The following is a 24,940-nucleotide window of genomic DNA, read 5'->3' as shown; positions in this document are numbered from 1 at the left end:
AGCCCCCACCGGCCTGCACTCGACGAACAACCGCACCCCGCGCGGGGCCCTCCGCGGAGGGGCCCTGTCCCCCCACGCCCACACCGTCACCCCCAGGGGCGCGGGGAACTGCGCGCCCAGCCCCCACCCACCCGCACCCGACGACCAACCCCGGCCGCCCCCGGGACCGATGCCGCCGACCCCCGGAGGGCATGGCAGGCTTGGGGGCATGGCCGCGCAGATCAACCCCAGCATCCTGTCCGCCGACTTCGCCCGCCTCGCGGACGAGGCCAAGGCGGTCGAGGGAGCCGACTGGCTTCACGTCGACGTCATGGACAACCACTTCGTCCCCAACCTCACCCTCGGCGTCCCGATCGTGGAGTCCCTGGCCCGGGCGACGGACACCCCGCTGGACTGCCACCTCATGATCGAGGCCCCCGACCGCTGGGCCCCCCAGTACGTGGAGGCCGGCGCCGGTTCCGTCACCTTCCACGTCGAGGCGGCCACCGCCCCCGTGCGGCTCGCCCGCGAGATCCGGGCCAAGGGCGCCCGCGCCTCGATGGCGCTGCGCCCCGCGACGCCGATCGAGCCGTACGAGGACCTGCTCCCCGAGCTCGACATGCTGCTGATCATGACGGTTGAACCCGGCTTCGGTGGGCAGGCGTTCCTGGACATCATGCTGCCGAAGATCCGCCGCACCCGTGAGCTGATCAAGAAGCATGGTCTGGAGCTGTGGCTCCAGGTCGACGGAGGAGTCTCGGCGTCGACGATCGAGCAGTGCGCCGACGCCGGCGCGGACGTCTTCGTCGCGGGTTCCGCCGTGTACGGGGCGTCCGACCCGGCCGAGGCGGTACGTGCACTGCGCACCCAGGCCGACTCGGCCACCGCCAAGGCGTCCTGGGCGTGCGACCACTGAGGAACAGAACGTGAACGGCTCCCATCAGGGCTGATCAAGCGCGCCGAATCTGCAAGGATGAACGGCGAATCCAGAGTGTGAACAGCAGTGAGGAGAACGCCGTGTCGGGTATGTCGGCGGGCCGTTCAGCCATGCGGATGGGACCCGCTGAGCTGGTCCAGGCGGCGGCCATGGCCCGCCGCTTCTACCTCGAGGGCAAGTCCAAGATCCAGATCGCGGAGGAGTTCGGCGTCAGCCGCTTCAAGGTGGCCCGGGTTCTCGAGACCGCCCTCGAGAGAGACCTAGTGAGAATCGAGATCCGGGTGCCGGCCGAGCTGGACGCCGAGCGCTCGGACGCCCTGCGGGCCCGCTACGGCCTCAGGCACGCCGTGGTCGTGGAGTCCCCGGCGGACGCCGAGGAGACGCCCGACCCGGAGAACCTGGGCGAGGTGGCCGCCGACCTGCTCGGTGAGCTGGTCAACGAAGGCGATGTGCTCGGGCTGGCCTGGGGCCGGTCCACCATCCACATGGCGGCGGCGCTGGACCGGCTGCCGCCGTGCACCGTGGTGCAGCTGACGGGCGTGTACGACGCCGGGACCGCCGAACGCGGCTCGGTCGAGGCCGTCCGCCGCGCCGCCCAGGTGTCGGGCGGCGACGCCCACCCCATCTACGCGCCGATGCTGCTCCCGGACGCGGCGACCGCGCAGGCGCTGCGCCACCAGACCGGGATCGCCCGGGCCTTCGAGTACTTCGACAAGGTCACGGTCGCCTGCGTCTCCATCGGCTCCTGGGAGCCGGGCATCTCGACGGTGCACGACATGCTCAGCGACGAGGAGCGCGCGCACTACGCCTCGCTCGGTGTCGCCGCCGAGATGTCCGCGCACCTCTTCGACGCGGAGGGGCGTCGGGTCGGGCGCGACCTGGGGGAGCGGTGCATCACGGTCAAGGCCGACCAGCTCCGCCGTATCCCCGAGGTCGTGGCGATCGCGGGCGGGCAGCGCAAGGCGGCGGCCATCGACGCGGTGCTGCGTTCCGGGCTGGTCACCAGCCTGGTGACGGACACGTCGGCGGCGGACTACCTGATGACGGCCGGCCCGACGCCCAAGTCGACGCTCAACAGGACGGACCCGGACGGCGTCTGACGGCCAGTCGGACCGGTCACGGACGGAAGGGGCAGGACGATGGCCGAGGACCCCGCGGGGCGGCTCGTGGTCACGCTGGACCTCGACGGCGTCACGGACAAGGCGGGCCTGATGGACCGCTGCGCCCGTGACCTCGCGCTGCCCGACTGGTTCGGGCGGAACTGGGACGCGCTCGCCGACTCCCTCGCCGACCCCTCCGTCTGGCCCGAGGGCGCGGTGGACCGGGGGTTGGTCCTGGTCGTACGGGGTTGGCGGGCGTACGCCGAGGAGCGGCCGGACGAGTGGGCCGTCGCCGAGGAGGTCTTCGCCGAGGCGACGGACCGGGGCCCGGGGCTCTTCGTCACCCTCGGCCCTGGAGGTTCCTCCAAGGAGGCCGCTGACCAGCCTGGATGATCTGCCCGGGGATTATCGGCCACCCGGCATGGGAGAATGAAGTACGTGCTCTTTCCCCCTGGCTGACCTGTCCGGGGGCCACCTCTGATCGACTGGGATGTGCAGCACGTGCGTTTCCTCAATGACATCCAGCCTTCGTACGACCTGACGTACGACGACGTCTTCATGGTGCCCAGCCGCAGCGCCGTCGGCTCCCGGCAGGGCGTGGACCTCGGCTCCCCGGACGGCACGGGCACCACCATCCCGCTGGTCGTCGCCAACATGACCGCCATCGCGGGGCGCCGCATGGCCGAGACGATGGCCCGGCGCGGCGGCCTCGTGGTCATCCCGCAGGACATCCCGATCGAGGTCGTCACCGACGTCGTCACCTGGGTGAAGAGCCGCCACCACGTCCTGGACACCCCCATCGTGCTGGCCCCGCACCAGACCGTCGCCGACGCGCTGTCCCTGCTGCCCAAGCGGGCGCACAACGCCGGTGTCGTCGTCGACGAGGACAACAAGCCGGTCGGCGTGGTCACCGACACCGACCTGACCGGCGTCGACCGCTTCACCCAGCTCGAAGAGGTCATGTCCAAGGACCTGCTCCTCATCGACGCGGACCTGGACCCGCGCGAGGCCTTCAACACCCTCGACCACGCCAACCGCCGCTACGCGCCTGCCGTGGACGCCGACGGCCGCCTGGCCGGCATCCTCACCCGCAAGGGCGCCCTGCGCGCCACCCTCTACACCCCGGCTGTCGACGCCAACGGCAAGCTCCGCATCGCCGCCGCCGTCGGCATCAACGGCGACGTGGCCGGCAAGGCCAAGCAGCTGCTCGACGCGGGCGTCGACACCCTCGTCATCGACACCGCGCACGGCCACCAGGAGTCGATGATCAGCGCGGTCAAGGTGGTGCGAGCCCTCGACCCGCGGGTGCCGATCGTCGCGGGCAACATCGTCTCCGCCCAGGGCGTGCGCGACCTGATCGAGGCGGGCGCCGACATCATCAAGGTCGGCGTCGGCCCCGGCGCCATGTGCACCACCCGCATGATGACCGGCGTCGGCCGGCCGCAGTTCTCCGCCGTCCTGGAGTGCGCCGCCGAGGCCAAGAAGTACGGCAAGCACGTGTGGGCCGACGGCGGCGTCCGCCACCCGCGCGACGTGGCGATGGCCCTCGCGGCCGGCGCGTCCAACGTGATGGTCGGCTCCTGGTTCGCCGGGACCTACGAGTCCCCGGGCGACCTCCAGCACGACGCCAACGGCCGCGCCTACAAGGAGTCCTTCGGCATGGCCTCCGCCCGCGCGGTGCGCAACCGCACCTCCGAGGAGTCGGCCTACGACCGGGCCCGCAAGGCGCTGTTCGAGGAGGGCATCTCCACCTCCCGCATGTTCCTCGACCCGACCCGCCCCGGCGTCGAGGACCTGATCGACGCGATCATCGCGGGCGTCCGCTCCTCCTGCACCTACGCCGGTGCCGGCTCCCTGGAGGAGTTCGCCGAGAAGGCCATCGTCGGCATCCAGAGCGCCGCCGGCTACGCCGAGGGCAAGCCGCTGCACGCCAGCTGGAGCTGACGCCGCGCGTCCGTTGCCTGCCGCACGGCCCCCGCTCCTCCCGCCGCCCGGGAAGGAATGGGGGCCGCTCCCATTCCGGACGAGGGCGGACGCTTCCGGGACGGCAGCGGACGCCTCGTACCGTTCGGCCGACAGCGGACGCCCGTCAGGGCACCTTGACGTCAAGCCAGCCTGACGAGACGCTGACCACATGACGACACCGCAGAGCATCGAGCCGCAGCACACCCTGCTGACCGCCGTGGCCCGCCTCGACGAGCTGCGCACCCGTGAGTCCCTGGCCGGGGGCGGCAGCGACCAGGAGGAGCTCGACCGCACCCAGCTCCTCGAACTGCTCGCGCTGAGCGAGGTGGTGGCCCGCAAGGCCGCCTACGGGCGCCAGCTCACCGTCCGGGCCGCCCGCGAGGCCGGCGCCTCCTGGTCCCTGATCGGGGCCGCGCTCGGCACCAGCAAGCAGGCCGCCTGGGAGGCGCACATGCGCTGGATCGAGGGGCAGGAGGCCGCCCGCGGGCGACCCGGGCAGATCGGGTTCGACGCGGCCCAGGCGGCGGAGGCACGGGCGGTCGCGGGCGACCCGGACGGCGACTGACCCGGCCCTGCGAACGGGCCCCGACCAGGCTCGATCCGTCGACAGCCGAGCCCGTGCGCAACGCCGTGCACCGCCCGCGCAACGAACACACGCCCTGCCCCGGCCAACGCAACGATCGTGCCCAGATGCGCAAGGTTGCTGCATTACCGGCGCGGTGCCCCCCTCGTAGTGTTCTGCGCTGTACGTGGCGTGGCGGGGACCCCGCTCGGTGGGTCTCGGTGCTTGTGCACGGGTGCCCGCCGCGTCCCCGCCGCTCCAGAGCCCGCCGCGAGCCCGTCCGCTCACACCGACGGGCCCGACCGGCAGCGACAAAGGAGTCAACGCGTGCTCGACCAAGGCGCACCCCCGCACCACGACCCACCGGCCGGCCCCGCGTCCCCGGGCCTGGCCGCGCGCCTCATGCGCCGCAAGCCCGTGGAAACGCTGGTCGCCGAGGGCGGCCAGGGCGAGGGCGGCACGCTGCGCCGCTCCCTCGGCCTGTGGCAGCTCACGATGATCAGCATCGGCGCCACCCTCGGCACCGGCATCTTCGTCGTCCTCGGCGAGGCCGTCCCCAAGGCCGGCCCGGCGGTCACGCTCTCCTTCGTCATCGCCGGACTCACGGCGCTCTTCTCGGCCCTGTCCTACGCCGAACTGGCCGGCACCATCCCGGTCTCCGGCTCCTCCTACTCGTACGCCTACGCCACGATGGGCGAGCTGGTCGCCTGGGTCTGCGGCTGGTGCCTGGTCCTGGAGTACGGCGTGTCCGTCGCCGCCGTCGCCGTCGGCTGGGGCGAGTACCTCAACGAACTCCTCGACGGCACCATCGGCGTCACCATCCCGGCCGCCCTGTCCGCCCCGCCCGGCGACGGCGGCATCTTCAACCTGCCCGCGCTGATCGTCGTGCTCCTCGCCATGACCTTCCTGCTGGGCGGCGCCCGCGAGTCCGCCCGCGCCAACACGATCATGGTCGTCGTGAAGATCGCCGCGCTGGTGCTGTTCTGCGCGATCGGCGTCCAGGGCTTCCGCTCCGGCAACTACGAGAACTTCATGCCCCTCGGCATGGCCGGGGTCAGCGCGGCCGGCGCGACGCTCTTCTTCTCGTACATCGGCTTCGACGCCGCCTCCACCGCCGGTGAGGAGGCCAAGAACGCCCAGCGCGACCTGCCCCGCGCGATCATGCTCTCCCTGGTCATCGTGACGGTGCTGTACGTCCTCGTCGCCGCCGTCGCCGTCGGCGCCCGCCCGTGGCGCACCTTCACCGACTCCGAGGCGTCCCTCGCCCAGATCATGACCGACGTCACCGGGCAGGACTTCTGGGGGACCCTGCTGGCCTTCTGCGCGGTCGTCGCCATCGCCAGCGTCGTCCTGACCGTGCTCTACGGCCAGACCCGCGTCCTGTTCGCCATGTCCCGCGACGGGCTGGTGCCCAAGGTGTTCTCCCGCGTCCACCCGAAGACCGGCGCGCCCCGCGCCAACACGCTGATCGTCTCCCTGTTCTGCGGCGTCCTGGCCGCCGCCATCCCGCTCGGGCAGCTCGCCGACGCCACCAGCATCGGCACCCTCTTCGCCTTCGCCCTCGTCAACGTGGCCGTCGTGGTGCTGCGCCGGACCCGTCCGGACATGCGCCGCACCTTCCGGGTGCCGCTGTCGCCGGTCCTGCCCGCGCTGGGTTTCGCCTTCTGCGTCTGGATGATGGGCAGCCTGTCCACCGTGACCTGGGTCGTGTTCGGTGTCTGGATGGCGGTCGGGCTCGTGTTCTACTTCGTGTACGGCCACCGCCGCTCCCGGCTGGCCGCACCGGACACCGTGACACCAGAAGCGAAGTGAACCACCCGCAGTGCTGAACGATCTCGACGAACGCATCGTGCACGCCCTCGCCGAGGACGCCCGCCGCTCCTACGCGGACATCGGGCAGTCGGTCGGCCTGTCCGCGCCCGCCGTGAAACGGCGCGTGGACCGGCTGCGCGCCACCGGAGCCATCACCGGCTTCACCGTACGGGTCGATCCCGCCGCGCTCGGCTGGGAGACCGAGGGGTTCGTCGAGATCTTCTGCCGCCGCAACACCTCGCCGGAGACCATCCAGCGAGGCCTGGAGCGCTACCAGGAGGTCGTGGCCGCGTCCACCGTCACCGGGGACGCGGACGCGGTCGCCCAGGTATTCGCCTCCGACATGCGCCACTTCGAACGGGTCCTGGAGCGGATCGCCGGGGAGCCGTTCGTCGAGCGGACCAAGTCCGTGCTGATCCTGTCGCCGCTGCTGCGGCGCTACTCGTCTGGATCGCCCACGTAATCCCGAGACCGAGGCGGGGTCACCCGACTACCATCGGTGCCATGACCTGGCGACATTGATCCACCAGCCGCGCCTCCTCCCGAGGGCCGCCTCGGACGCCGTACCTCCGGTGTCCGATCCGCCCCCTCGGGAAGGCCTCATGACTCTCTCACCCGAGCGTGCCCCCACGACCGCCGGTGTCCGGCGGCTGACGCGCACGCTGTACGCATCCGCGTTCTGCGACGAGTTCGTCCTGCTCTACCCGGTGTACGCGCTGCTGTTCAGCGACACCGGTCTGTCCGTCTGGCAGATGTCGTCCCTGTTCGCCCTGTGGTCGCTGACCGGCGTCCTGCTGGAGGTGCCCTCCGGCGCCTGGGCGGACGCGTTCTCCCGGCGGCTGCTGCTGGTGCTCGGCCCGTTGCTCACCGCCGCCGGCTTCGCCCTGTGGGTCCTCGTGCCTTCCTACGGCGCCTTCGCGCTCGGCTTCGTGCTGTGGGGCGCCGGCGGGGCGCTCGGCTCGGGGGCGCTGGAAGCGCTGGTCTACGACGAACTGGACCGGGCCGGCGCCGCCGACCGGTACGCCCGCATCATGGGCCGGGCACGGGCGATCGGCATCGCCGCGACGATGGCCGCGATGGGGCTGGCCGGCCCCGTCTTCGCCTGGGGCGGCTACGACGCGGTGGGCGCGGCGAGCGTACTGGTCTGCCTGGCCGGGGCGGCCGTGGCGAGCCGGTTCCCCGAGCACCGCACACCGTCCGCCGACGGCGACCGCTGGACCGCGACCCTGCGCGCCGGGCTCGCCGAGGCCCGCACCGACCGCTCCGTGCGCGGGGCGCTCCTGCTCGTCCCGGCCGTGACCGCGGTGTGGGGCGCGCTCGACGAGTACACGCCGCTGCTGGCACACGACACCGGCGTGGCGCAGGAGACCGTTCCCTGGCTGCTGCTGGTGATCTGGGCCGGCGCCACGGCCGGGAGCCTGCTGGCCGGCCCCGCCGAACGCCTGACCACCACCGGGTTCGCCGTCCTGCTCGCCGGTTCCGCGCTGGCCCTGGCGGTCGGCGCCGCGGCGGGCACCCCGCCCGCCCTGATCCTCGTCGCCCTGGCCTTCGGCGGCTTCCAGCTGGCGACCGTGCTGGCCGACGCCCGCCTCCAGCGGCGTATCGACGACTCCGGACGGGCCACGCTGACCTCGGTCGCGGGCCTGGGCACCGAGCTGGGCACCCTCGCCACGTACGGCGCCTACGCGGCGGCCGCCTCGGTGACGGGGCACGGCACCGCGTTCGCCTGGGCCGCGGTGCCGTACCTGCTGACGGCGCTGCTGCTGGCCGCCGCCGCCCGGACTACAGCCGCGGCTGCCAGGGCACGACCGTGAAGTCGCCGGTCCCCTTCGCGACCTTCTCGAAGGGCGCCGACGACACGCACCGGGGCAGCTCCCCGCCCTCGGCGGGACTGCCCGTCGCGGCCCAGCTGTAGCCGAGCCGGTCGTGGTGCCCGCGGTCGTGCACGGTGACGCCGACCCGCCTGCCCTCGGCACCGGGCAGGTCGGAGTCGGTGATGACGCCGGAGACGACGGCCACGTCACCGCCGGTCACCAGACAGTCGACCTCGGCCTTCGCCCGGGCACCCCAGCCGTTCAGGTAGTGGCTGAACTCGAAGGTCCCGGTGGCCTTCAGGGGATCGTCGTTGTGCCTGGCCGCCAGATGGGCGTCGAAGGTGAAGGTGATGTCGTCCCCGGCCGACCGGTACAGCTTGGCGGTGCCGGTCAGCGCGGCCGCCTCCCGCGGGGGCTGCCCCTCGTGGGGCCCGGAGGCGACGGCCGCCCCCGTGGTGACTGCGGTCAGCAGCAGTGCGACACAGAGCGCGGCGGTCGTCGTACGGCGTTTCATGGCGGGTCCTCTCCCAAAGATCGAAGCCGGTGAACCGAACGGTCACCACTGTCCCGGCGCCGCGCCCGCACCACATCGCGCTCAGGGCGGGAGCGGCCTCCGCCGCGCGGCGGGGGAGAGGCGGACGGACCCCCTCCCCGGGGATGACGGGAGGGGGCACGGGGGTGGCGCAACGAATCGCCGGGGGATGCCGGGCGCACGCAACGATCCGCTCACCGGCGCGCAACACGTCCTTCTTGTCCGGCCGAGCGCGCCGACCGTACCGTCTATCTGGCCCCCCGACCCCCTTCCCTCCGGTGAGGAACACGCATGCGCACCGCCCTGCTCCAGAGCTCCGGCCGGCCCGGCTCCGTCGCCGAGAACCTCAAGGTCCTCGACGAGGCCGCCGCCCGCGCCGCGGCCTCGGGCGCCGGGCTGCTCGTCACCTCGGAGCTGTTCCTGACCGGGTACGCGATCGGCGACGGCATCGACGCCCTCGCCGAGCCCGCCGACGGCGACTCGGCCGACGCCGTCGCGGAGATCGCCGGGCGCCACGGCCTGGCCGTCGCCTACGGCTACCCCGAACGGGACGGCGAGCGCGTCTTCAACTCCGTGCAGCTGATCGCCGCCGACGGCACCCGTCTGGCGAACTACCGCAAGACCCACCTCTTCGGCTGCTTCGAGCGCCACCACTTCACCCCCGGCGAGCAGCCCGTCATCCAGGCCGAGCTGAACGGCCTCACCGTCGGCCTGATGATCTGCTACGACGTGGAGTTCCCGGAGAACGTCCGAGCCCACGCCCTGGCCGGCACCGACCTGCTGCTGGTCCCGACCGCGCAGATGCACCCGTTCCAGTTCGTCGCCGAGTCCGTCGTGCCGGTGCGGGCCTTCGAGAACCAGATGTACGTCGCGTACGTCAACCGGGTCGGGCCGGAGGGCGACTTCGAGTTCGTCGGGCTGTCCGTGCTCGCCGGCCCCGACGGGACGTCCCGTGCCCGCGCCGGACGCGGTGAGGAACTGGTCCTCGCCGACGCCGACCCGGCCTTCCTCGCCGCCTCCCGCGAGGCCAACCCGTACCTTAAGGACCGCCTTCCCGGCCTCTACGGGTCCCTCGTCCGCAACCGCTGAACCCCGAGAAGCCCAGCCCCCCGCTTCACCCCGCAAGGAGTCCGTACCCCATGACGTCCACCGTGCCCAACGCGATCGAGCACGCAGACGAGCAGCAGCCGCCGATCACCATGTTCGGGCCGGACTTCCCGTACGCGTACGACGACTTCCTCGCCCACCCCGCCGGCCTCGGCCAGATACCGGCCACCGAGCACGGCACCGAGGTCGCCGTCATCGGCGGCGGACTGTCCGGCATCGTCGCCGCCTACGAACTGATGAAGATGGGCCTCAGGCCCGTCGTCTACGAGGCCGACCGGATCGGCGGCCGCCTGCGGACCGTCGGCTTCGACGGCTGCGACGAGTCGCTGACCGCCGAGATGGGCGCGATGCGCTTCCCGCCCTCCTCGACCGCGCTCCAGCACTACATCGACCTGGTCGGCCTGAAGACCAGCCCCTTCCCCAACCCCCTCGCCGAGGCCACGCCCTCCACCGTCGTCGACCTCAAGGGCGAGTCGCACTACGCCGAGACCCTCGACGACCTGCCGCAGGTCTACCGGGACGTCGCCGACGCCTGGGCGAAGTGCCTGGAGGAGGGCGCCGACTTCTCCGACATGAACCGCGCCCTGCGCGAGCGCGACGTGCCGCGCATCCGCGAGATCTGGGCCAAGCTGGTGGAGAAGCTCGACAACCAGACCTTCTACGGCTTCCTCTGCGACTCCGAGGCCTTCAAGTCCTTCAGGCACCGCGAGATCTTCGGCCAGGTCGGCTTCGGCACCGGCGGCTGGGACACCGACTTCCCCAACTCCATCCTGGAGATCCTCCGCGTCGTCTACACCGAGGCCGACGACCACCACCGCGGCATCGTCGGCGGCTCCCAGCAGCTGCCGCTGAGGATGTGGGAGCGCGAGCCGGAGAAGATCGTCCACTGGCCGTACGGCACCTCGCTGAAGTCCCTGCACACGGACGGCGAGCCGCGCCCGGCGGTGACCCGGCTGAACCGCACCGCCGGCAACCGGATCACCGTGACCGACGCCGACGGCGACATCCGCACGTACCAGGCGGCGATCTTCACCGCCCAGTCCTGGATGCTGCTCTCCAAGATCGCCTGCGACGACTCGCTCTTCCCGATCGACCACTGGACCGCGATCGAGCGCACCCACTACATGGAGAGCTCCAAGCTCTTCGTGCCCGTGGACCGGCCCTTCTGGCTCGACAAGGACGAGGACACCGGCCGGGACGTCATGTCGATGACGCTCACCGACCGCATGACCCGCGGCACCTACCTGCTCGACGACGGCCCCGACAAGCCCGCCGTCATCTGCCTCTCCTACACCTGGTGCGACGACAGCCTGAAGTGGCTGCCGCTGTCCGCGAACGAGCGGATGGAGGTCATGCTGAAGTCGCTCGGCGAGATCTACCCGAAGGTCGACATCAGGAAGCACATCATCGGCAACCCGGTGACCGTCTCCTGGGAGAACGAGCCCTACTTCATGGGCGCGTTCAAGGCCAACCTCCCCGGCCACTACCGCTACCAGCGGCGCCTGTTCACGCACTTCATGCAGGAGGAGCTGCCCGAGGACAAGCGGGGCATCTTCCTCGCCGGCGACGACATCTCGTGGACGGCCGGCTGGGCCGAGGGAGCCGTCCAGACCGCGCTCAACGCGGTCTGGGGCGTCATGCACCACTTCGGCGGGCAGACCGACGCGACCAACCCCGGCCCGGGCGACGTGTACGAGGAGATCGCGCCGGTCGAGCTGCCCGAGGACTGACCCTTCGAACGGCTCTAGACCCCGGCCGCCCGGGCCTTCTCGTACACCTGGGCGGCCAGGTCCTTCAGCTCCCCGGCGTCGCGGGCCGAGCCCTGGAGGTCGAGCAGCATCTCGTCGAGGCCGATCTCCGCGTGGGCGGCGAGGTCCTCGACGATCTGGTCGACGCTGCCGTGGAAGGGACGGCGGTCGGCGCCCGTCCGGGCCGACGCGCTGTACCGGGCGTTGACCCGCAGCACCGTCCGGATCGGCTCCGTACGGCCGCGTTCCTCGGCCAGCTCCCGCAGCTGCCGCCACTGGCCGGCCACGACCTCGGCGCCCAGGCCGTTGGGCAGCCAGCCGTCGGCGTGGTCCACGAGCCGGCGCCGGGCCTTGCCGCTGCCCGCCGCCAGCAGCACCGGGATCGGCCGGGCGGGCTTGGGGCCCACCACGGCGGACGCGATCTTCGTGACATGCCCGTCGTACACCACGGGGTCCGGGCCCCACACCGCCCGGCACACCCCGATCAGCTCGTCCAGGGCCTGCCCGCGCTCGGCGAACGGCCGCACGCCCGCCGCCGCGTACTCGTCGTGCGACCAGCCCGTGCCGAAACCCGCCACCACCCTGCCCCCGCTCGCCGCGTCCAGCGAGGCCAGCGCTTTGGCCAGCTGGAAGGGCCCGTGCAGCGGGGCGACCAGCACGCTGCTGCCCAGCTCCGCCCGCTCGGTGGCCGCGGCGGCGAGGGTCAGCGTGATCAGCGGGTCCGCCACGTTCCGGTAGGAGTCCGGCCAGGGCAGGCCCTCGATGCCGTACAGCCCCTGGGTGGCGGGCTCGGGGAACAGGGCACGCTCGAAGACCCACAGGCTCTGGTAGCCCATCCCCTCCGCCGCGCGGGCCACGTCGGGAACGTCCTTGCCGAGGTCGTACTGCCGCATCTGGGGGAGGCCGAGGCCGAGCCGGGTCGCCATGTCCGGGTGCTCCTTCGCCGTCGGGACGCGATGTCGCTCAAGGGTGCAACGTACAACGACCGGACGGGCGTTCCGGAGGTGCGCGCCGGGGAACGGCCGGATCAGTCCGGCAGCGGGGTGAGCAGCATGCGGCCCGCGAAGCCGACCGCCGCGTCCAGCCGCTCGGTGAACTCCCCGGCGACGTCCGGCAGTCGGCGCAGCGCCCACAGCGCGCGGGCCGCCGCCCAGGTGGCGTCGCGGGCGCGCTCCAGGCTCCAGGAGCCGAGCAGATGGGTCAGCGGGTCGGCGATCTGGAGGAGGTCGGGACCCGGCATCAGCTCCTCGCGGACCCGCTCCTCCAGCGTCACGAGGAGATCGCCCACCCGGTCGAACTCGTCCTCCACGTCGACGGGTTCGCAGCCGAGCGTACGGCAGGTGTCCACCACGGCCAGCGCGAGGTCGTGCCCGATGTGCGCATTGATGCCCGCCAGCGCGAACTGCAGCGGACGTACGCCGGGATGGCGTCGGAACTGGAACAGGGGCCGCCAGCAGGCGGGCGGACGGCGGCCGTCCTCCACCGCGTCGACGGCCGCCAGATAGCGCTCCGCGAACCGCACGTCCAGCGCGATCGCCGAGCGGGCGTCCGGGAACCGGCCGCCGTCGATGTGCCGGTCGACCTCCTCCGTGACGGTCAGGTAGACGCGATTGAAGACCGCCACCCCGTCCGGCGCGGGCAGCGCCGCGTCGAGGGCGCGCATCCGGGTCAGGACCGTGTCCACCGACCGGACGGCCGTCGGGACTTGCTCGCAGTGCGCCATGGCGGCAGGGTCGCAGCTTTAGGCTGACGGGAGTGCCGGCGGGCCCGACGCTTCCCCAGAACGGGGGAACGCGCCCGCCGTGCGGGGGAGGGGGAACCGTACGTGTCAGGCCTTCGTGCCCGACGCCTGGCCGCTCGCAGGGCCGAGCGCAGGCGTGCCGCCCGCCGCAGCGCGATGGTCGCGGCGGCGTCCGTCGTCGTCGCGGTCGGCACCGCGACCGGCATGCTCACCGCGCTCGGCGACGACGACGGCGGCACCGACGAGGCCCGGCCGGAGGTGACGCGCTCGCCGAGGCTGCACTCCCTGCCCGTCGTGCCGTCCCCGTCCCCGTCGGCGAAACCGTCGGCCTCCGCCTCGCCGTCCGCCTCCGCCTCGGTCTCGGCCCCGGCGAAGAAGGCGGGTCCCAGCCCCTCGCGGAAGACGACACCGGAGGCGAAGTCCCGGGCGACCCCGGCGTCCACCCGGCTCTACCGGCATCCCGAGTCGCAGGTCCTGTCCTGGGTCCGGGCCCACCCCGACGATCCGCGCCAGGACGTCATCCGGTCGCGGATAGCCGATCATCCGGCCGCCGTGTGGTTCGCCGACTACACGCCCTCGACCATCACCTCCCGGGTCCGGGCCGTGACGTCGGGCGGTGCCGCCGAGGGCCGGGTGCCCGTGGTCGTGCCGTACGCGATACCCGACCGGGACTGCGGCGGCCACTCCCAGGGCGGCGCGCCCGACCTCGACGCCTACGACGACTGGATCGACCTCTTCGCCGCCGGGCTCGGCTCCGGCGAGGTCGTGGTCGTCCTGGAGCCCGACTCGGTGGCCCAGGCGGAGTGCCTGTCCGCCGGGGAGCGCGCCGACCGCTTCGCCTCCCTGGCCCGCGCCGGCCGTGTGCTGAAGGACGCCAATCCCCACGCCCGCGTGTACTACGACGCGGGGCACTCCGGCTGGCACGCGCCCGCCAAGCAGGCGGGGTGGCTGAAGGAGGCCGGCGCCGCCTCGGCCGCCTCCTCCGACGGCATCTTCAGCAACGTCTCCAACTTCCACACCACCGCCGACGAGGTCGCCTACGACCGCGCGGTCCTCGACGCCCTCGGCGGCCCGGCGAGCCTCGGCGCCGTCATCGACACCAGCCGCAACGGCAACGGCGCCCCGCCCGACGGCGAGTGGTGCGACCCGGCCGGCCGCGAGATCGGCCGGACGCCGACCCTGAGCACCGGCCTGGGCCGCATCGACGCCTACCTGTGGGTCAAGCTGCCGGGGGAGTCGGACGGCTGCAAGGGCAAGCCGGGCACCTTCACGCCGTCCTACGCCTACGACTTGGCGCGCTGAGACCCGTCGCCCGGCCCCTCGCCGGACCCGCCGCCGTCCGTGACCTTCTCGTCGTACGACGACGTGCCCTCGTCGAGCAGCGGCTGCTGCGTCTTGAGGTGGGCCGGGGCGAAGGCGCGCAGCGCGTGGTAGCCGGTGATGACGACGAGGGTGCCGAGCGCGATGCCGCTGAGCGAGAAGTTGTCGCTGATCTCCATGCTGACGTTGCCGACGCCGATGATGATGCCCGCGGCGGCCGGCACCAGGTTCAGCGGGTTGCGCAGGTCCACCCCGGCGTTGATCCAGATCTGCGCGCCGAGCAGGCCGATCATGCCGTAGAGGATGACGGTGATGCCGCCCAGCACACCGCCGGGGATCGCGGCGACGACCGCGCCGAACTTCGGGCAGACGCCGAAGAGGAGCGCGAAGCAGGCGGCGGCCCAGTACGCGGCCGTCGAGTAGACCCGGGTCGCGGCCATCACGCCGATGTTCTCGGAGTACGTGGTGTTCGGCGGGCCGCCGACCGCGGTGGACAGCATCGAGCCGACGCCGTCCGCGGAGATCGCGGTGCCCAGCTTGTCGTCGAGCGGGTCGCCGGTCATCTCGCCGACCGCCTTCACGTGCCCGGCGTTCTCCGCGATCAGCGCGATGACGACCGGCAGCGCGACCAGGATCGCCGACCACTCGAAGCTCGGCCCGTGGAAGGAGGGCAGCCCGATCCAGTCGGCCTGCCCCACGGCGGAGAAGTCCAGGCGCCAGTGGTCGGTGACCTTGCCGCTGCCGTCCACCGAGTGGATCTTGCCGAAGATCCGGTCCAGGGCCCAGGAGAGCACGTACCCGAAGACCAGCCCCAGGAAGATCGCGATCCGGGACCAGAAACCGCGCAGGCAGACCACGGCCAGACCGGTGAACAGCATCACCAGCAGCGCCGTCCACTGGTCCTGCGGCCAGTACGTGGAGGCGGTGACCGGGGCCAGGTTGAAGCCGATCAGCATCACCACCGCGCCGGTGACGATCGGCGGCATCGCGGCATGGATGATCCGCGCCCCGAACCGCTGCACGGCGAGCCCCACCAGGAACAGCGCGGCCCCGACCACCAGCACCGCGCCGGTCACCGTGGCACTCGTACCGCCCTGGGCCCGGATCACCGCGGCGACACCGACGAAGGACAGCGAGCAGCCGAGGTAGCTGGGGACCCGGCCGCGGGTGGCGAGCAGGAAGATGGCGGTCGCCACACCCGACATCATGATCGCGAGGTTGGGGTCCAGGCCCATCAGGACCGGAGCCACGAAGGACGCCCCGAACATGGCCACCACGTGCTGGGCGCCGAGCCCGAACGTGCGGGGCCACGAGAGCCGTTCGTCGGGGCGGACCACCGCTCCGGGGGCGGGGACCTTCCCGTCCCCGTGCAGCTTCCAGCGCACGCCGAGGTCCATGGTGAGGTTTCGCTTTCTCTGTACGTGATGACTGTCCGGACCATTGTCGGGGGTGCCCGGCCGTGCGGCTGACCTGCACCCTTCCCCGGCGAGTGTCCTGAGCGTCCGCTTAGGATGGCGGGGATCGCCCGTACGCCCACAGCACCGCGTACCACCCCGCACCACCCAGGAGCCCACCGTGACCGCCGAAGCCCCCGCCGCCCCCGCCGTGTCGTACGGCCGCCTCGTCCCCGTCACCGTGCACTTCGACGACCTCGACGCGCTCGGCCTGCTGCACAACGCCCGCTACCCGGTGATGGCCGAGCGCGCCTGGGCCGAGCTGTGGACGGAGCACGGCTTCCGGTTCGAGGGCGACTGGGCGGCGGCCGGCGACGCCTGCAACGCGGTCAAGGAACTGACCATCACCTACGAGGCACCGGTCACCCGGCCGGGCGCGTACGCCGTCCACCTCTGGCTGGACCGGCTCGGCACGACCGGGCTGACCTACGGCTTCCGCTTCTGCTCGGCGGACGGCACCACCACGTACGCCCGCGGTACCCGGGTGCTGGTCCGGCTGGACTCCGAGACCCTGCGCCCGGCGCCGTGGAGCGACAGCTTCAAGACTGCCGGTCGAGCACTCCTGCGTTCGACGGACTGATCTTCGGCCGGTCCCGGTCCCCGGCGCGCAGCACCTTCGCGAACACCACCAGGCAGCAGGCCAGCACGGTCACTAGGCCGAACGACACCACCAGGCTGGTCGCCTGGGCCAGTCCGCCGATCGCGCTCGGGGCGACCAGACCCGAGGTGTACGTGATGGTGGCGACGCCCGCGATGGCCAGGCTCGGATTGGATCCGGCCCGCCCGGCCGCCGCGAAGCACAGCGGGACGACCACGGCGATACCGAGCCCCATCAGCGCGAACCCGGCCATCGCCACCGCAGGATGGCCGCCGACGACGACGAGCAGGCCGCCGAGGGAGGCCAGCACCCCGCTCACGCGCACCGTGCGCACCGCGCCGAAACGGTCCACCACCTTGTCGCCGACGAGCCGGGCCACGGCCATCGTGAGCGTGAAGCCCGTCGTGCACGCCGCCGCCAGTCCGGCCGACGTCTCCAGCTCGTCCCGCAGGTAGACGGCCGACCAGTCCAGGCTGGCGCCCTCCGCGAACACCGCGCAGAACCCGACCGCGCCGATCAGCACGGCCGACCTCGGCGGCAGCGCGAACCTCGGCGGCGGGTCCTCGTCCTCGGTGGGCTGGAGGTCCAGCACCCAGGTGCAGGCCACCAGTCCTGCCACGGTCAGCACCGCGGCGGCCAGCACGTGGTGCAGGCGGGCGTCCGCGCCCAGGTGGGCGGCGAGCGTGCCGGCCGCCGAGCCGATCAGGGCGCCCGCGCTCCACATGCCATGCAGGCCAGACATGATCGACTTGTCCAGCCGGTTCTCGATCTCGACGCCGAGCGCGTTCATCGCGACGTCCGACATGCCCGCCGTGGCGCCGTACACGAACAGGGCCAGGCACAGGGTGAGCAGGTTCGGGGCGAGGGAGGGCAGGACCAGCGCCAGCGTCCACAGGGCCAGTAGCCCGCGCAGGGCGGTGCGGGCGCCGAAGCGGTGGGTGACGCTGCCGGCCAGCGGCATGGCGACCGACGCGCCGAGCGCCGGGAAGGCGAGCGCCAGACCCAGCTGGCCCGCGCTCACTCCGGCGTGGTCCTGGATCCACGGCACCCGGGTCGCGAACGAACCGGTGACCGCGCCGTGCACGGCGAACACGGCCGCCACGGCGTACCGGGCGCGCCTCACCTGGCGTTGCTCGTAGACCACTGCGCTCATTCTCGGCCCCTCCGTCGGGTCTGCCCCGGCTCGTCTCCCTGTGCATCGCTCGCTGCCGCGCTGCGCCGGGTAAACTATCAGGGACCCTTCCTGATGGATAGGGGATATCAGGCGCGGGCCACCGCGCCGCCGATCTGGAAGGATCCCGGCATGCCCGCATCACCGCGCACCGCCCGGGCCATCAACGACCGGCTCGCCCTGCGCCTGCTCCAGCAGGAGGGCCCGCTGACGGCGGGGCAGCTGAAGACGCTGACCGGCCTGTCCCGGCCCACCGTCGCCGACCTCGTCGAACGCCTCACCGCCTCCGGACTGGTCGAGGTGGTGGGGGAGTCGGGCGAGCAGCGCCGCGGCCCCAACGCCAAGCTGTACGGCATCGTCGCCGGCCGCGCGTACCTCGCCGCCCTCGACGTGCGCACCGAGAGCGTCACCGTCCTCGTGTCCGACCTGCTCGGCCGCGTCCTCGCCGAGGCCTCCGTGCCGATCGGCGACGACACCGGGACGGGGCCCGCGGTGGAGCAGGCGGTGAGCCTGGTCGAGCGGGCGGCGAAGGAGGCCGGGGCCGACCGGCTGCACACCGTCGGCATCGGCGCGCCCGGCCTGATCGACCCGGCGAGCGGGGACCTCCGCCCGTCCACGGGCCTGCCCGCGTGGCACCGCCGGCTGACGGCCGCCCTTCAGGACAGGTTCCCCGAGGCGCGGGTCGGCGTGGAGAACGAGACGAACCTCGCCGCCCTGGCCGAGCAGCGCGACGGGGCGGCCCGGGACCGGGACACGTTCGTCCTGCTCTGGCTCGGCCTCGGCATCGGCGCCGCGGTCGTCCTCGACGGCACGCTGCGCCGGGGCGTCTCCGGTGGCGCGGGCGAGATCGGCTTCATGCCGGTGCCGGGCACCGCGGGCCTGCCGTCGGCCACCGACTGCGACGGCGGGTTCCACTCCGTGGCCGGTGCGGCGGCGGTGAGCGCGCTGGCGGCGGAGCACGGGGTGACGGCCGTGCCCGAGGGGCCCGAGCCGCACGCCGCCGCGCTGGTCCGGGAGGCGGTGCGCCGGTCGGCCACGGCCCCGGAGGCCGCCGGCTTCCTGGACGCCCTCGCCGACCGCGTCGCCCTCGGCGCGGCCGCCGTCGTCTCCGTCCTGGACCCCGGCTGCGTGGTGCTCGCCGGCGAGGTCGGCCGGGCCGGCGCCGACGCGCTCGCCGCCCGCGTCCAGGACCGTCTCACCCGCATGTCGCCGCTGGCCACCGAGGTGCGGGCCACCGCACTGGGCGGCGGCGCCGTCCTGCGAGGGGCACTGCTGACGGCCCGGGACCGCGCGCAGGACGAGCTGTTCGCGCCGCCGGAGCGGTAGCCGGCGGCGCACCGGGCAGACCGGCGGGTGCGGGCCTGCCCGGACCGCCGGGCCGCCGGCCTCACCCCCTGCCCGGTCCGGGCACCGCACGCCGTACTGCTCGCGCACGGCGCGACCGTGCCGGCGCGTGGAGCGTCCATGGGCCCCGCACCTCGTGCCGGTCCGGGCGCAGCCGCTCCGTGACGTGACGTGACGTGACGTGACGGGACGGGACGGGACGGCCGAGCGTGCCGGTGTCGCCGGTCACCAGGGTCGTGGCAGAGGCTGTTCAGCCCACGGACGCGACACGCGGGTAACCGTTGAGAGACCCGGCGGCGGGCAAGGGCCGTCGTCACCGCCGCCGGGCCGGTACTGCCGGGGCTCAGCAGGCGCCGAGGTCCTGCCAGACGCCCCACTCGCCGGTGGTTCCGGGCTCCTCGCCCTTCGTCCACCACTTGGACTTCCACGAGTGCCCCTCGTGGGAGACGGTCACGCCCCCGCCGTACGGGGAGGTCGCGTCCCAGGCCGGCGTCGTGCACTGCCCGGTGCCGTCCGTCGGGCCGGGCGTCGGGCTCGGGGACCCGGTCTCCGTCGGCGTGGGCGTCGGGGCCGGGGTCTCCGTCCCCGGTTCCACCACGGTCGTTCCCCGGGCCAGGTCACCCGCCAGGGCGTACGTCTTACCGCCGAAGGACACCGTCCAGTTCGACGGGGTCGACACCGGCAGGTAGTAGACGAAGTCGACCGTCGTGGACGCGCCCGGCGCCAGCGACTGCCAGGCCGGCAGCTTCAGCGAGACGCGGTGGTAGTCGCCCTTCAGACCGCCCACGTTGTCGCCCGTGTGGTCGCTGCGGATCACCGAGGTGTTCCAGCCGGACTGGTCCTTGGCATTGCCGGGCGCGGAGGTGGAGTAGTCGAACTGGAACTCCGTACCGCCGGGCAGGGCCGTCCCCGTGTTGTTGGTGATCTTCAGCTTGGGGCTGATCGGGTAGTTGGAGTCGCCGAGCGGGAACTCCCCGAACTCCACGTCGACGTCCAGCGCCTCGGCCGGCATGTCGGTCGTGGCGCGCTTCGCACCGTACGGGGAGGCGTTCTTGAACGCCTGGTACATCGTGTCGGTGAGCGTCGAACCCGGCACGTACTGGCCCTTGGCCTCGTCCCAGGCGTAGTCGCCCGCGAGCTCCCACACCATCGTGCCGCCGATGCCGCGGTCGACCACGTAGTCGGCCTTGGCCTGCACCGACTGCTCGTCCTCGGTGGACAGGAAGACCTTCTTCTCGGCGTTCCACAGCCAGGGCGCGACCAGCGTGGCGTCGTAGTTGCGCTCGTAGGTCCCGGTCAGCTTCGTGTCGGCCGGGAAGCCGTAGTCGGTGACGTAGTCGCCGACGATGCCCTTCTCCAGGTTCTTCGCGTGCCACATCGGGTTGGAACCGGCGGGCGACTCCTCGCCGTCGGTGTCCAGGTCGTGCCACAGGTTGTCGATGCCGACCGCCCCGTCGCCGCACTTGGTCAGACCGGAGCCGGCCGGGCAGTCCGTGGAGGGTGCCTTGCCCCAGAGCCCATTGGTGCCGCCGGTGACGTTCTTGAAGCCGCGCGTGTAGTACGGCAGCCCGATGTTGATCCGCCCGGCCGGCATCGAACCGCGGAAGTAGTGGTACGCCCAGTCCGTGTTGAGGTAGCCGATGCCGCCGTACTGGGAGGTCGTGTACACGCCCGCGCCGGCGAGCTCGGGGTCCTTGCCGTCGTCGAAGAGCGAGGCGTTCGGGCCGACGTGCTCGTTCCAGGCGCCGTGCAGGTCGTACGACATGATGTTGACGTAGTCCAGGTACTTCTGGACCTGGAAGGTCTCCATACCGCGCAGCAGGTAACCGGAGGACGGCGCGGCGACGGTGAGCAGGTAGTGCTTTCCATCGGCGGCGCCCGCGCGGTCGAGCTTCTCGCGCAGCGTCTTCATCAGCGCCGCGTAGCCCTTGACCAGCCCCGCCCGGCGTCCGTTGGCGTAGGACCAGTCGAGGGGGTTGCCCGCGTCCTTCATCGTCGTCGGGTACTCGTAGTCGATGTCGACGCCGTTGAAGCCGTACTTCCGGATGAAGTCGACCGCCGAGTCGGCGAAGGTGTCGATGCCCGCCTTGTTGACCGAGCCGTCGGCGTTGGTGGCCATCGAGTAGAAGCCGCCCGAGTCCACGCGGGTGCCGTCGTCGGCGAAGTAGCCGCCGGTCTCGGCCCAGCCGCCCACCGAGATCAGCGTCTTGACGTCCGGGTGCTGCTTCTTGAACTTGTTGAGCAGGTTGAAGTGACCCTTGTAGGGGAGGTCAGGGTCCATCTCGGCGCCCTCGACCCCGGGCCACGTCATGCCGGTGGCGGGGTTCGTCGCGCGGTCCGAGCCGACGGAGAGCTTGTTGCCGCCGTCCACGTGCGCGAAGGCGTAGTTGATGTGGGTGATCTTGTCCCAGGGGATGTCCGAGGCGAGGTAGGCGGGCTTGCCGTCCTTGCCGGTGCGCCAGCCTGTGAAGTAGCCGATCACCCGGCGCTGGTGGTCGGCGCCCATCTTCTCCCGGCCCTCGGCGTCGTAGACCGAGCAGTACGGGACGTCGACGCCGGGGGTCTGGTACAGCCCGTCGGGGCGGCAGCTCTCCTGGCCGGCGGCCTGCGACGCGGTCGCCGGGAGGCCGGCGAGCACCAGGCCCGCGACGGCGGCGGCCGCCGCGAACAGGGCAGGTCTCGCTCCGCGGCCGGTTCTGGAGCGTGAGGGGGAAGGCACAGTCGGTTCCTCTCCACGGAAGTTGCGCAGACCCTAGAGAGGACTAGACCAGTGAGTCAATAGGTATGGACCAATCTCAAGGCGCCTGGACGGCGGCCCAGTTGGGTCACCACGGCGCGGTGGAGCCGCACTGGAGGAGCGCTCTGTGAGCCACCCCACACACTCCGTCCGCATGGACGGTCATCGGGCGTGGCACACTGGCCCTGTACCAGAAGCAGCGCACTCCGGGGTCGGTGAAAGTCCGAACCGGCGGTTACAGTCCGCGACCCGGTCGCCTCCAGCGACCGGTTGACCAGGTGAAATTCCTGGACCGACGGTTAAAGTCCGGATGGGAGGCAGTGCGCGGCGGGCGAGCATGCGTGCGCGCCGCCGATCTCTGGGCTCGCCCGTCACGGGTGGGCCCGTCCGGCGTCGCTCCCGGTGTCCTCGCTCGCGATCTCTGTCGCTCTCGACAGCCCCGGAGTCCGTGCCCGAAGAGGCAGGAGGACCCGGGAAGTGTTCACCGGAATCGTCGAAGAGCTGGGCGAGGTCACCGCCGTCGAGACCCTCGACGACGCCTGCCGCTTCCGCCTGCGCGGCCCCGTCGTCACCGAAGGGGCACGGCACGGCGACTCCATCGCCGTCAACGGCGTCTGCCTCACCGTGGTCGACCACGAGGGCGACGAGTTCACCGCCGACGTGATGGCGGAGACCCTGAACCGCTCCAGCCTGGGCGTCCTCACCACTGGCTCCCGCGTCAACCTGGAGCGCCCCACCGCCGTAGGCGCCCGCCTCGGCGGACACATCGTGCAGGGCCACGTGGACGGCACCGGCGAGATCCTGGAGCGCAAGCCCTCCGAGCACTGGGAGCTCGTCAAGATCTCCCTCCCGGCCGACCTCGCCCGCTACGTCGTCGAGAAGGGCTCCATCACCGTCGACGGCATCAGCCTCACCGTCGTCGACGCCGGCCCCGACTTCTTCACCGTCAGCCTCATCCCCACCACCCTCGCCCTGACCACGCTCGGCATCAAGCAGCCCGGCGACCCGGTCAACCTCGAGGTGGACGTCATCGCCAAGTACGTGGAGCGGCTGCTCGGCACCCAGGGGGGCACCCGGTGAACTGGCTCAACTCCGAGGCTTTCACCCTCTTCGACCAGCACATCAAGTGGTCGGACATGATCGGCAACGTGATCGGTCTGCTCGGCCTCGCCCTCGGCTGGCGGCGCTCGATCTGGACCTGGCCCGTGCAGTTCGTCTCCGGGCTGATCCTCTTCACGGCCTTCGCCACCGCCCACCTCTCCGGCAGCGCCGGCAAGCAGGTCGTGGTGATGGTCGTCGCCGCCTGGGGCTTCTGGCAGTGGAACCGCGGCCGGCAGCAGACGCAGGACGGCTCCATCGCCGTCCGGTTCGCCACCTGGCGCGAGCGCGGCGCCCTCGTCGCCGCCGCCGTCGTCGGCACCCTCGCCGTCGGCGGCCTGTTCACCGCCTTCCCCACCCTGTCCTGGGATCCCTGGCCGGACGCGTACATCTTCGTCGGCACCGTCGTCGCCATGTACGCCCAGGCGCGCGGCATGGTCGAGTTCTGGTTCGCCTGGCTGCTGGTCGACCTGGTCGGCGTACCGCTGAACTTCGCCAACGGCTTCGCCTTCTCCGGCTTCGTCTACGTCATCTACGGCGCGCTCGTCCTGTGGGGCCTGCGCGACTGGTGGCTGCGCTCCCGCACCGCGGCGCGGCCCGTCCCGGAAGGAGCGCCCGCATGAGCACGGCACCCATCCTCTACAGCACCGACGGCCTCGACGACCTGACCCTCGACCCGGTCGAGCGGGCCGTCGCCGACATCGCCGCCGGCCGCCCGGTCGTCGTCGTCGACGACGAGAACCGCGAGAACGAGGGGGACCTCGTCATCGCCGCCGAGAAGGCGACCGAGGAGATCGTCGCCTTCATGATGAGCGAGTGCCGCGGTCTGGTCTGCGCCCCCATGGAGGGCGACGAACTGGACCGGCTCCGGCTCCCGCAGATGGTCGTCGACAACACCGAGTCGATGAAGACCGCCTTCACCGTCTCCGTGGACGCCACCGCCGCGCACGGCGTCAGCACCGGCATCTCCGCCTCCGACCGCGCCACCACCCTCCGGCTCCTGGCGAGCGGCACCGCCGAGCCGACCGACCTGGTCCGCCCCGGGCACGTCTTCCCGCTGCGCGCCCGCTCCGGCGGCGTCCTCGTGCGCAACGGCCACACCGAGGCCGCCGTCGACCTCGCCCGCCTCGCGGGCCTGCGCCCGGCCGGCGCCATCGTCGAGATCGCCGGCGAGGACGGGCGCATGCTGCGGCTGCCCGAGCTGATCCCGTTCGCCCGCAAGCACGGCCTGACGATCATCTCCATCGAGGACCTGATCGCCTACCGCCGCAGCGAGGAACCCACCGTCCGCCGCGAGGCCGAGGTCCACCTGCCCACCCGGCACGGCGAGTTCACGGCGTACGGCTACCGCTCCACCGTCGACGGCGTCGAGCACGTCGCCCTCGTGCACGGCGACATCGGCGACGGCAAGGACGTCCTCGTCCGCATCCACTCCGAATGCCTCACCGGCGACGTCTTCGGCTCCCAGCGCTGCGACTGCGGCCCCCAGCTCGACGCCTCCCTCGACCGCATCCAGGCCGAGGGCAGGGGAGTGGTCGTCTACCTGCGCGGCCACGAGGGACGCGGCATCGGCCTGATGTCCAAACTGCGCGCCTACGAACTCCAGGAGCGCGGCCGCGACACCCTCGACGCCAACCTGGAACTCGGCCTGCCCGCCGACGCCCGCGACTACGGCGCCGGCGCCCAGATCCTCGACGACCTCGGCGTACGCTCCGTCCGCCTGATGACCAACAACCCTGACAAGAGCGACGCCCTGGAACGGCACGGCATCCAGGTCACCGGCCGCGAGCCGATGCCCGTCCAGGCGGGCGAACACAACCTCCGCTACCTGCGCACCAAGCGGGACCGGATGGGACACGACCTGCCCTGGCTGGACACGACGCCCGTGTCCACCTGCGGCAACCAGTAAGCAAGGGACCTT

22 protein-coding genes and 1 riboswitch are annotated in these 24,940 nt (G+C 72.3%); of the genes, 16 read left to right on the top strand and 6 right to left on the bottom strand.

The window, feature by feature from the left end; translation table 11 throughout:
- Window positions 1-208: 208 nt before the first annotated feature.
- The 8 genes from rpe (at window position 209) to KUM03_RS35185 (ending at window position 8,169) form a co-directional block, all read left to right on the top strand.
- A complete protein-coding gene (gene rpe / locus KUM03_RS35220; RefSeq protein ID WP_019325057.1) occupies window positions 209-895 on the top strand; it encodes a ribulose-phosphate 3-epimerase in 687 nt (228 codons plus the stop codon).
- Window positions 896-972: 77 nt separating this feature from the next.
- Window positions 973-2,016 carry a sugar-binding transcriptional regulator gene (locus KUM03_RS35215; protein WP_217254629.1) on the top strand — a complete coding sequence of 348 codons (1,044 nt, stop codon included), beginning with the start codon at window positions 973-975 and terminating at the stop codon, window positions 2,014-2,016.
- A 39-nt stretch (window positions 2,017-2,055) separates the two neighbouring features.
- Window positions 2,056-2,409, top strand: coding sequence for a barstar family protein (locus KUM03_RS35210; protein WP_217254628.1), 354 nt, complete (start codon window positions 2,056-2,058; stop codon window positions 2,407-2,409).
- Window positions 2,410-2,517: 108 nt separating this feature from the next.
- The gene (locus KUM03_RS35205) at window positions 2,518-3,960 is read left to right on the top strand and encodes a GuaB1 family IMP dehydrogenase-related protein (RefSeq protein ID WP_217254627.1); all 1,443 of its coding nucleotides are present in this window, start codon (window positions 2,518-2,520) and stop codon (window positions 3,958-3,960) included.
- A 190-nt stretch (window positions 3,961-4,150) separates the two neighbouring features.
- Window positions 4,151-4,546, top strand: a complete 396-nt coding sequence (locus KUM03_RS35200) for a hypothetical protein (protein ID WP_217254626.1) — start codon at window positions 4,151-4,153, stop codon at window positions 4,544-4,546.
- Window positions 4,547-4,870: 324 nt separating this feature from the next.
- Complete coding sequence (locus tag KUM03_RS35195; protein WP_217254625.1) at window positions 4,871-6,355, top strand: amino acid permease; 1,485 nt, start codon at window positions 4,871-4,873, stop codon at window positions 6,353-6,355.
- Window positions 6,356-6,365: 10 nt separating this feature from the next.
- A complete protein-coding gene (locus KUM03_RS35190) occupies window positions 6,366-6,818 on the top strand; it encodes an Lrp/AsnC family transcriptional regulator (RefSeq protein ID WP_217254624.1) in 453 nt (150 codons plus the stop codon).
- A 139-nt stretch (window positions 6,819-6,957) separates the two neighbouring features.
- Complete coding sequence (locus tag KUM03_RS35185) at window positions 6,958-8,169, top strand: MFS transporter (protein ID WP_217254623.1); 1,212 nt, start codon at window positions 6,958-6,960, stop codon at window positions 8,167-8,169.
- Here the strand turns inward: KUM03_RS35185 and KUM03_RS35180 are convergent.
- The gene (locus KUM03_RS35180; protein ID WP_217254622.1) at window positions 8,138-8,683 is read right to left on the bottom strand and encodes a Repetin; all 546 of its coding nucleotides are present in this window, start codon (window positions 8,681-8,683) and stop codon (window positions 8,138-8,140) included. The genes KUM03_RS35185 and KUM03_RS35180 overlap by 32 nt on opposite strands.
- Before the next feature lie 309 nt (window positions 8,684-8,992).
- On the opposite strand from KUM03_RS35180, the gene KUM03_RS35175 reads away from it, so the two are divergent.
- Together KUM03_RS35175 and KUM03_RS35170 are read left to right on the top strand one after the other, a co-directional pair.
- Complete coding sequence (locus tag KUM03_RS35175) at window positions 8,993-9,790, top strand: carbon-nitrogen hydrolase family protein (protein WP_217254621.1); 798 nt, start codon at window positions 8,993-8,995, stop codon at window positions 9,788-9,790.
- Between the two features lie 50 nt (window positions 9,791-9,840).
- Window positions 9,841-11,538: an NAD(P)/FAD-dependent oxidoreductase gene (locus KUM03_RS35170; protein ID WP_217254620.1), complete on the top strand. Its 1,698-nt coding sequence runs from the start codon at window positions 9,841-9,843 to the stop codon at window positions 11,536-11,538.
- 14 nt (window positions 11,539-11,552) lie between these two features.
- Here the strand turns inward: KUM03_RS35170 and KUM03_RS35165 are convergent, their stop codons facing one another.
- Both KUM03_RS35165 and KUM03_RS35160 read right to left on the bottom strand, forming a co-directional pair.
- A complete protein-coding gene (locus tag KUM03_RS35165) occupies window positions 11,553-12,482 on the bottom strand; it encodes an LLM class F420-dependent oxidoreductase (protein WP_217254619.1) in 930 nt (309 codons plus the stop codon).
- A gap of 101 nt (window positions 12,483-12,583) precedes the next feature.
- Window positions 12,584-13,279, bottom strand: a complete 696-nt coding sequence (locus tag KUM03_RS35160; protein ID WP_217254618.1) for a DUF5995 family protein — start codon at window positions 13,277-13,279, stop codon at window positions 12,584-12,586.
- Window positions 13,280-13,453: 174 nt separating this feature from the next.
- Here KUM03_RS35160 and KUM03_RS35155 point away from each other — a divergent pair, with 174 nt between their 5' ends.
- Window positions 13,454-14,599 (top strand): glycoside hydrolase family 6 protein, encoded by a 1,146-nt coding sequence (locus KUM03_RS35155; protein ID WP_217254778.1) that lies wholly within the window; start codon window positions 13,454-13,456, stop codon window positions 14,597-14,599.
- Here KUM03_RS35155 and KUM03_RS35150 read toward each other — a convergent pair.
- Window positions 14,581-16,014: a uracil-xanthine permease family protein gene (locus KUM03_RS35150; RefSeq protein ID WP_217254617.1), complete on the bottom strand. Its 1,434-nt coding sequence runs from the start codon at window positions 16,012-16,014 to the stop codon at window positions 14,581-14,583. The genes KUM03_RS35155 and KUM03_RS35150 overlap by 19 nt on opposite strands.
- Window positions 16,015-16,192: 178 nt before the next feature.
- On the opposite strand from KUM03_RS35150, the gene KUM03_RS35145 reads away from it, so the two are divergent.
- Entirely contained in the window at window positions 16,193-16,651 is a 459-nt protein-coding gene (locus KUM03_RS35145) for a thioesterase family protein (protein WP_217254616.1), read from the top strand.
- On the opposite strand, the gene KUM03_RS35140 is transcribed toward KUM03_RS35145, so the two are convergent.
- On the bottom strand, window positions 16,611-17,822 hold the full coding sequence (locus tag KUM03_RS35140) for an MFS transporter (protein ID WP_217254615.1): 1,212 nt from the start codon (window positions 17,820-17,822) through the stop codon (window positions 16,611-16,613). The genes KUM03_RS35145 and KUM03_RS35140 overlap by 41 nt on opposite strands.
- Window positions 17,823-17,972: 150 nt before the next feature.
- Between KUM03_RS35140 and KUM03_RS35135 the strand changes: the two genes are divergently transcribed.
- Window positions 17,973-19,166 (top strand): ROK family transcriptional regulator, encoded by a 1,194-nt coding sequence (locus KUM03_RS35135; RefSeq protein ID WP_217254614.1) that lies wholly within the window; start codon window positions 17,973-17,975, stop codon window positions 19,164-19,166.
- A gap of 361 nt (window positions 19,167-19,527) precedes the next feature.
- Here the strand turns inward: KUM03_RS35135 and KUM03_RS35130 are convergent, their stop codons facing one another.
- Window positions 19,528-21,903 (bottom strand): chitinase C-terminal domain-containing protein, encoded by a 2,376-nt coding sequence (locus KUM03_RS35130; protein WP_217254613.1) that lies wholly within the window; start codon window positions 21,901-21,903, stop codon window positions 19,528-19,530.
- A 215-nt stretch (window positions 21,904-22,118) separates the two neighbouring features.
- A riboswitch (FMN riboswitch) is annotated at window positions 22,119-22,249 on the top strand.
- 149 nt (window positions 22,250-22,398) lie between these two features.
- Between KUM03_RS35130 and KUM03_RS35125 the strand changes: the two genes are divergently transcribed.
- From KUM03_RS35125 to KUM03_RS35115, 3 genes are read left to right on the top strand one after another with little or no spacing between them, the layout of a single operon-like run.
- Entirely contained in the window at window positions 22,399-23,001 is a 603-nt protein-coding gene (locus KUM03_RS35125) for a riboflavin synthase (RefSeq protein WP_217254612.1), read from the top strand.
- Window positions 22,998-23,642 carry a nicotinamide mononucleotide transporter family protein gene (locus tag KUM03_RS35120; RefSeq protein ID WP_217254611.1) on the top strand — a complete coding sequence of 215 codons (645 nt, stop codon included), beginning with the start codon at window positions 22,998-23,000 and terminating at the stop codon, window positions 23,640-23,642. Before KUM03_RS35125 ends, KUM03_RS35120 begins: the two co-directional genes overlap by 4 nt.
- Window positions 23,639-24,928, top strand: a complete 1,290-nt coding sequence (locus KUM03_RS35115; protein WP_217254610.1) for a bifunctional 3,4-dihydroxy-2-butanone-4-phosphate synthase/GTP cyclohydrolase II — start codon at window positions 23,639-23,641, stop codon at window positions 24,926-24,928. Before KUM03_RS35120 ends, KUM03_RS35115 begins: the two co-directional genes overlap by 4 nt.
- Window positions 24,929-24,940: the final 12 nt, after the last annotated feature.

The organism is Streptomyces sp. AC602_WCS936 (genome assembly GCF_019049125.1).
Classification (GTDB): Bacteria; Actinomycetota; Actinomycetes; order Streptomycetales; family Streptomycetaceae; genus Streptomyces.
This window is presented reverse-complemented; position numbering and strand designations above follow the sequence as displayed.

What these genes read in the sequence shown, in the direction of transcription:
- KUM03_RS35175 (WP_217254621.1), top strand. Translation starts at nt 8,993, where the DNA reads ATGCGCACCGCCCTGCTCCAGAGCTCCGGCCGGCCCGGCTCCGTCGCC.
- KUM03_RS35170 (WP_217254620.1), top strand. Translation starts at nt 9,841, where the DNA reads ATGACGTCCACCGTGCCCAACGCGATCGAGCACGCAGACGAGCAGCAG.
- KUM03_RS35185 (WP_217254623.1), top strand. Translation starts at nt 6,958, where the DNA reads ATGACTCTCTCACCCGAGCGTGCCCCCACGACCGCCGGTGTCCGGCGG.
- KUM03_RS35140 (WP_217254615.1), bottom strand. Translation starts at nt 17,822, where the DNA reads ATGAGCGCAGTGGTCTACGAGCAACGCCAGGTGAGGCGCGCCCGGTAC.
- KUM03_RS35165 (WP_217254619.1), bottom strand. Translation starts at nt 12,482, where the DNA reads ATGGCGACCCGGCTCGGCCTCGGCCTCCCCCAGATGCGGCAGTACGAC.
- KUM03_RS35180 (WP_217254622.1), bottom strand. Translation starts at nt 8,683, where the DNA reads ATGAAACGCCGTACGACGACCGCCGCGCTCTGTGTCGCACTGCTGCTG.
- KUM03_RS35115 (WP_217254610.1), top strand. Translation starts at nt 23,639, where the DNA reads ATGAGCACGGCACCCATCCTCTACAGCACCGACGGCCTCGACGACCTG.
- KUM03_RS35210 (WP_217254628.1), top strand. Translation starts at nt 2,056, where the DNA reads ATGGCCGAGGACCCCGCGGGGCGGCTCGTGGTCACGCTGGACCTCGAC.
- KUM03_RS35200 (WP_217254626.1), top strand. Translation starts at nt 4,151, where the DNA reads ATGACGACACCGCAGAGCATCGAGCCGCAGCACACCCTGCTGACCGCC.
- KUM03_RS35155 (WP_217254778.1), top strand. Translation starts at nt 13,454, where the DNA reads ATGGTCGCGGCGGCGTCCGTCGTCGTCGCGGTCGGCACCGCGACCGGC.
- KUM03_RS35135 (WP_217254614.1), top strand. Translation starts at nt 17,973, where the DNA reads ATGCCCGCATCACCGCGCACCGCCCGGGCCATCAACGACCGGCTCGCC.
- rpe (WP_019325057.1), top strand. Translation starts at nt 209, where the DNA reads ATGGCCGCGCAGATCAACCCCAGCATCCTGTCCGCCGACTTCGCCCGC.
- KUM03_RS35160 (WP_217254618.1), bottom strand. Translation starts at nt 13,279, where the DNA reads ATGGCGCACTGCGAGCAAGTCCCGACGGCCGTCCGGTCGGTGGACACG.
- KUM03_RS35150 (WP_217254617.1), bottom strand. Translation starts at nt 16,014, where the DNA reads ATGGACCTCGGCGTGCGCTGGAAGCTGCACGGGGACGGGAAGGTCCCC.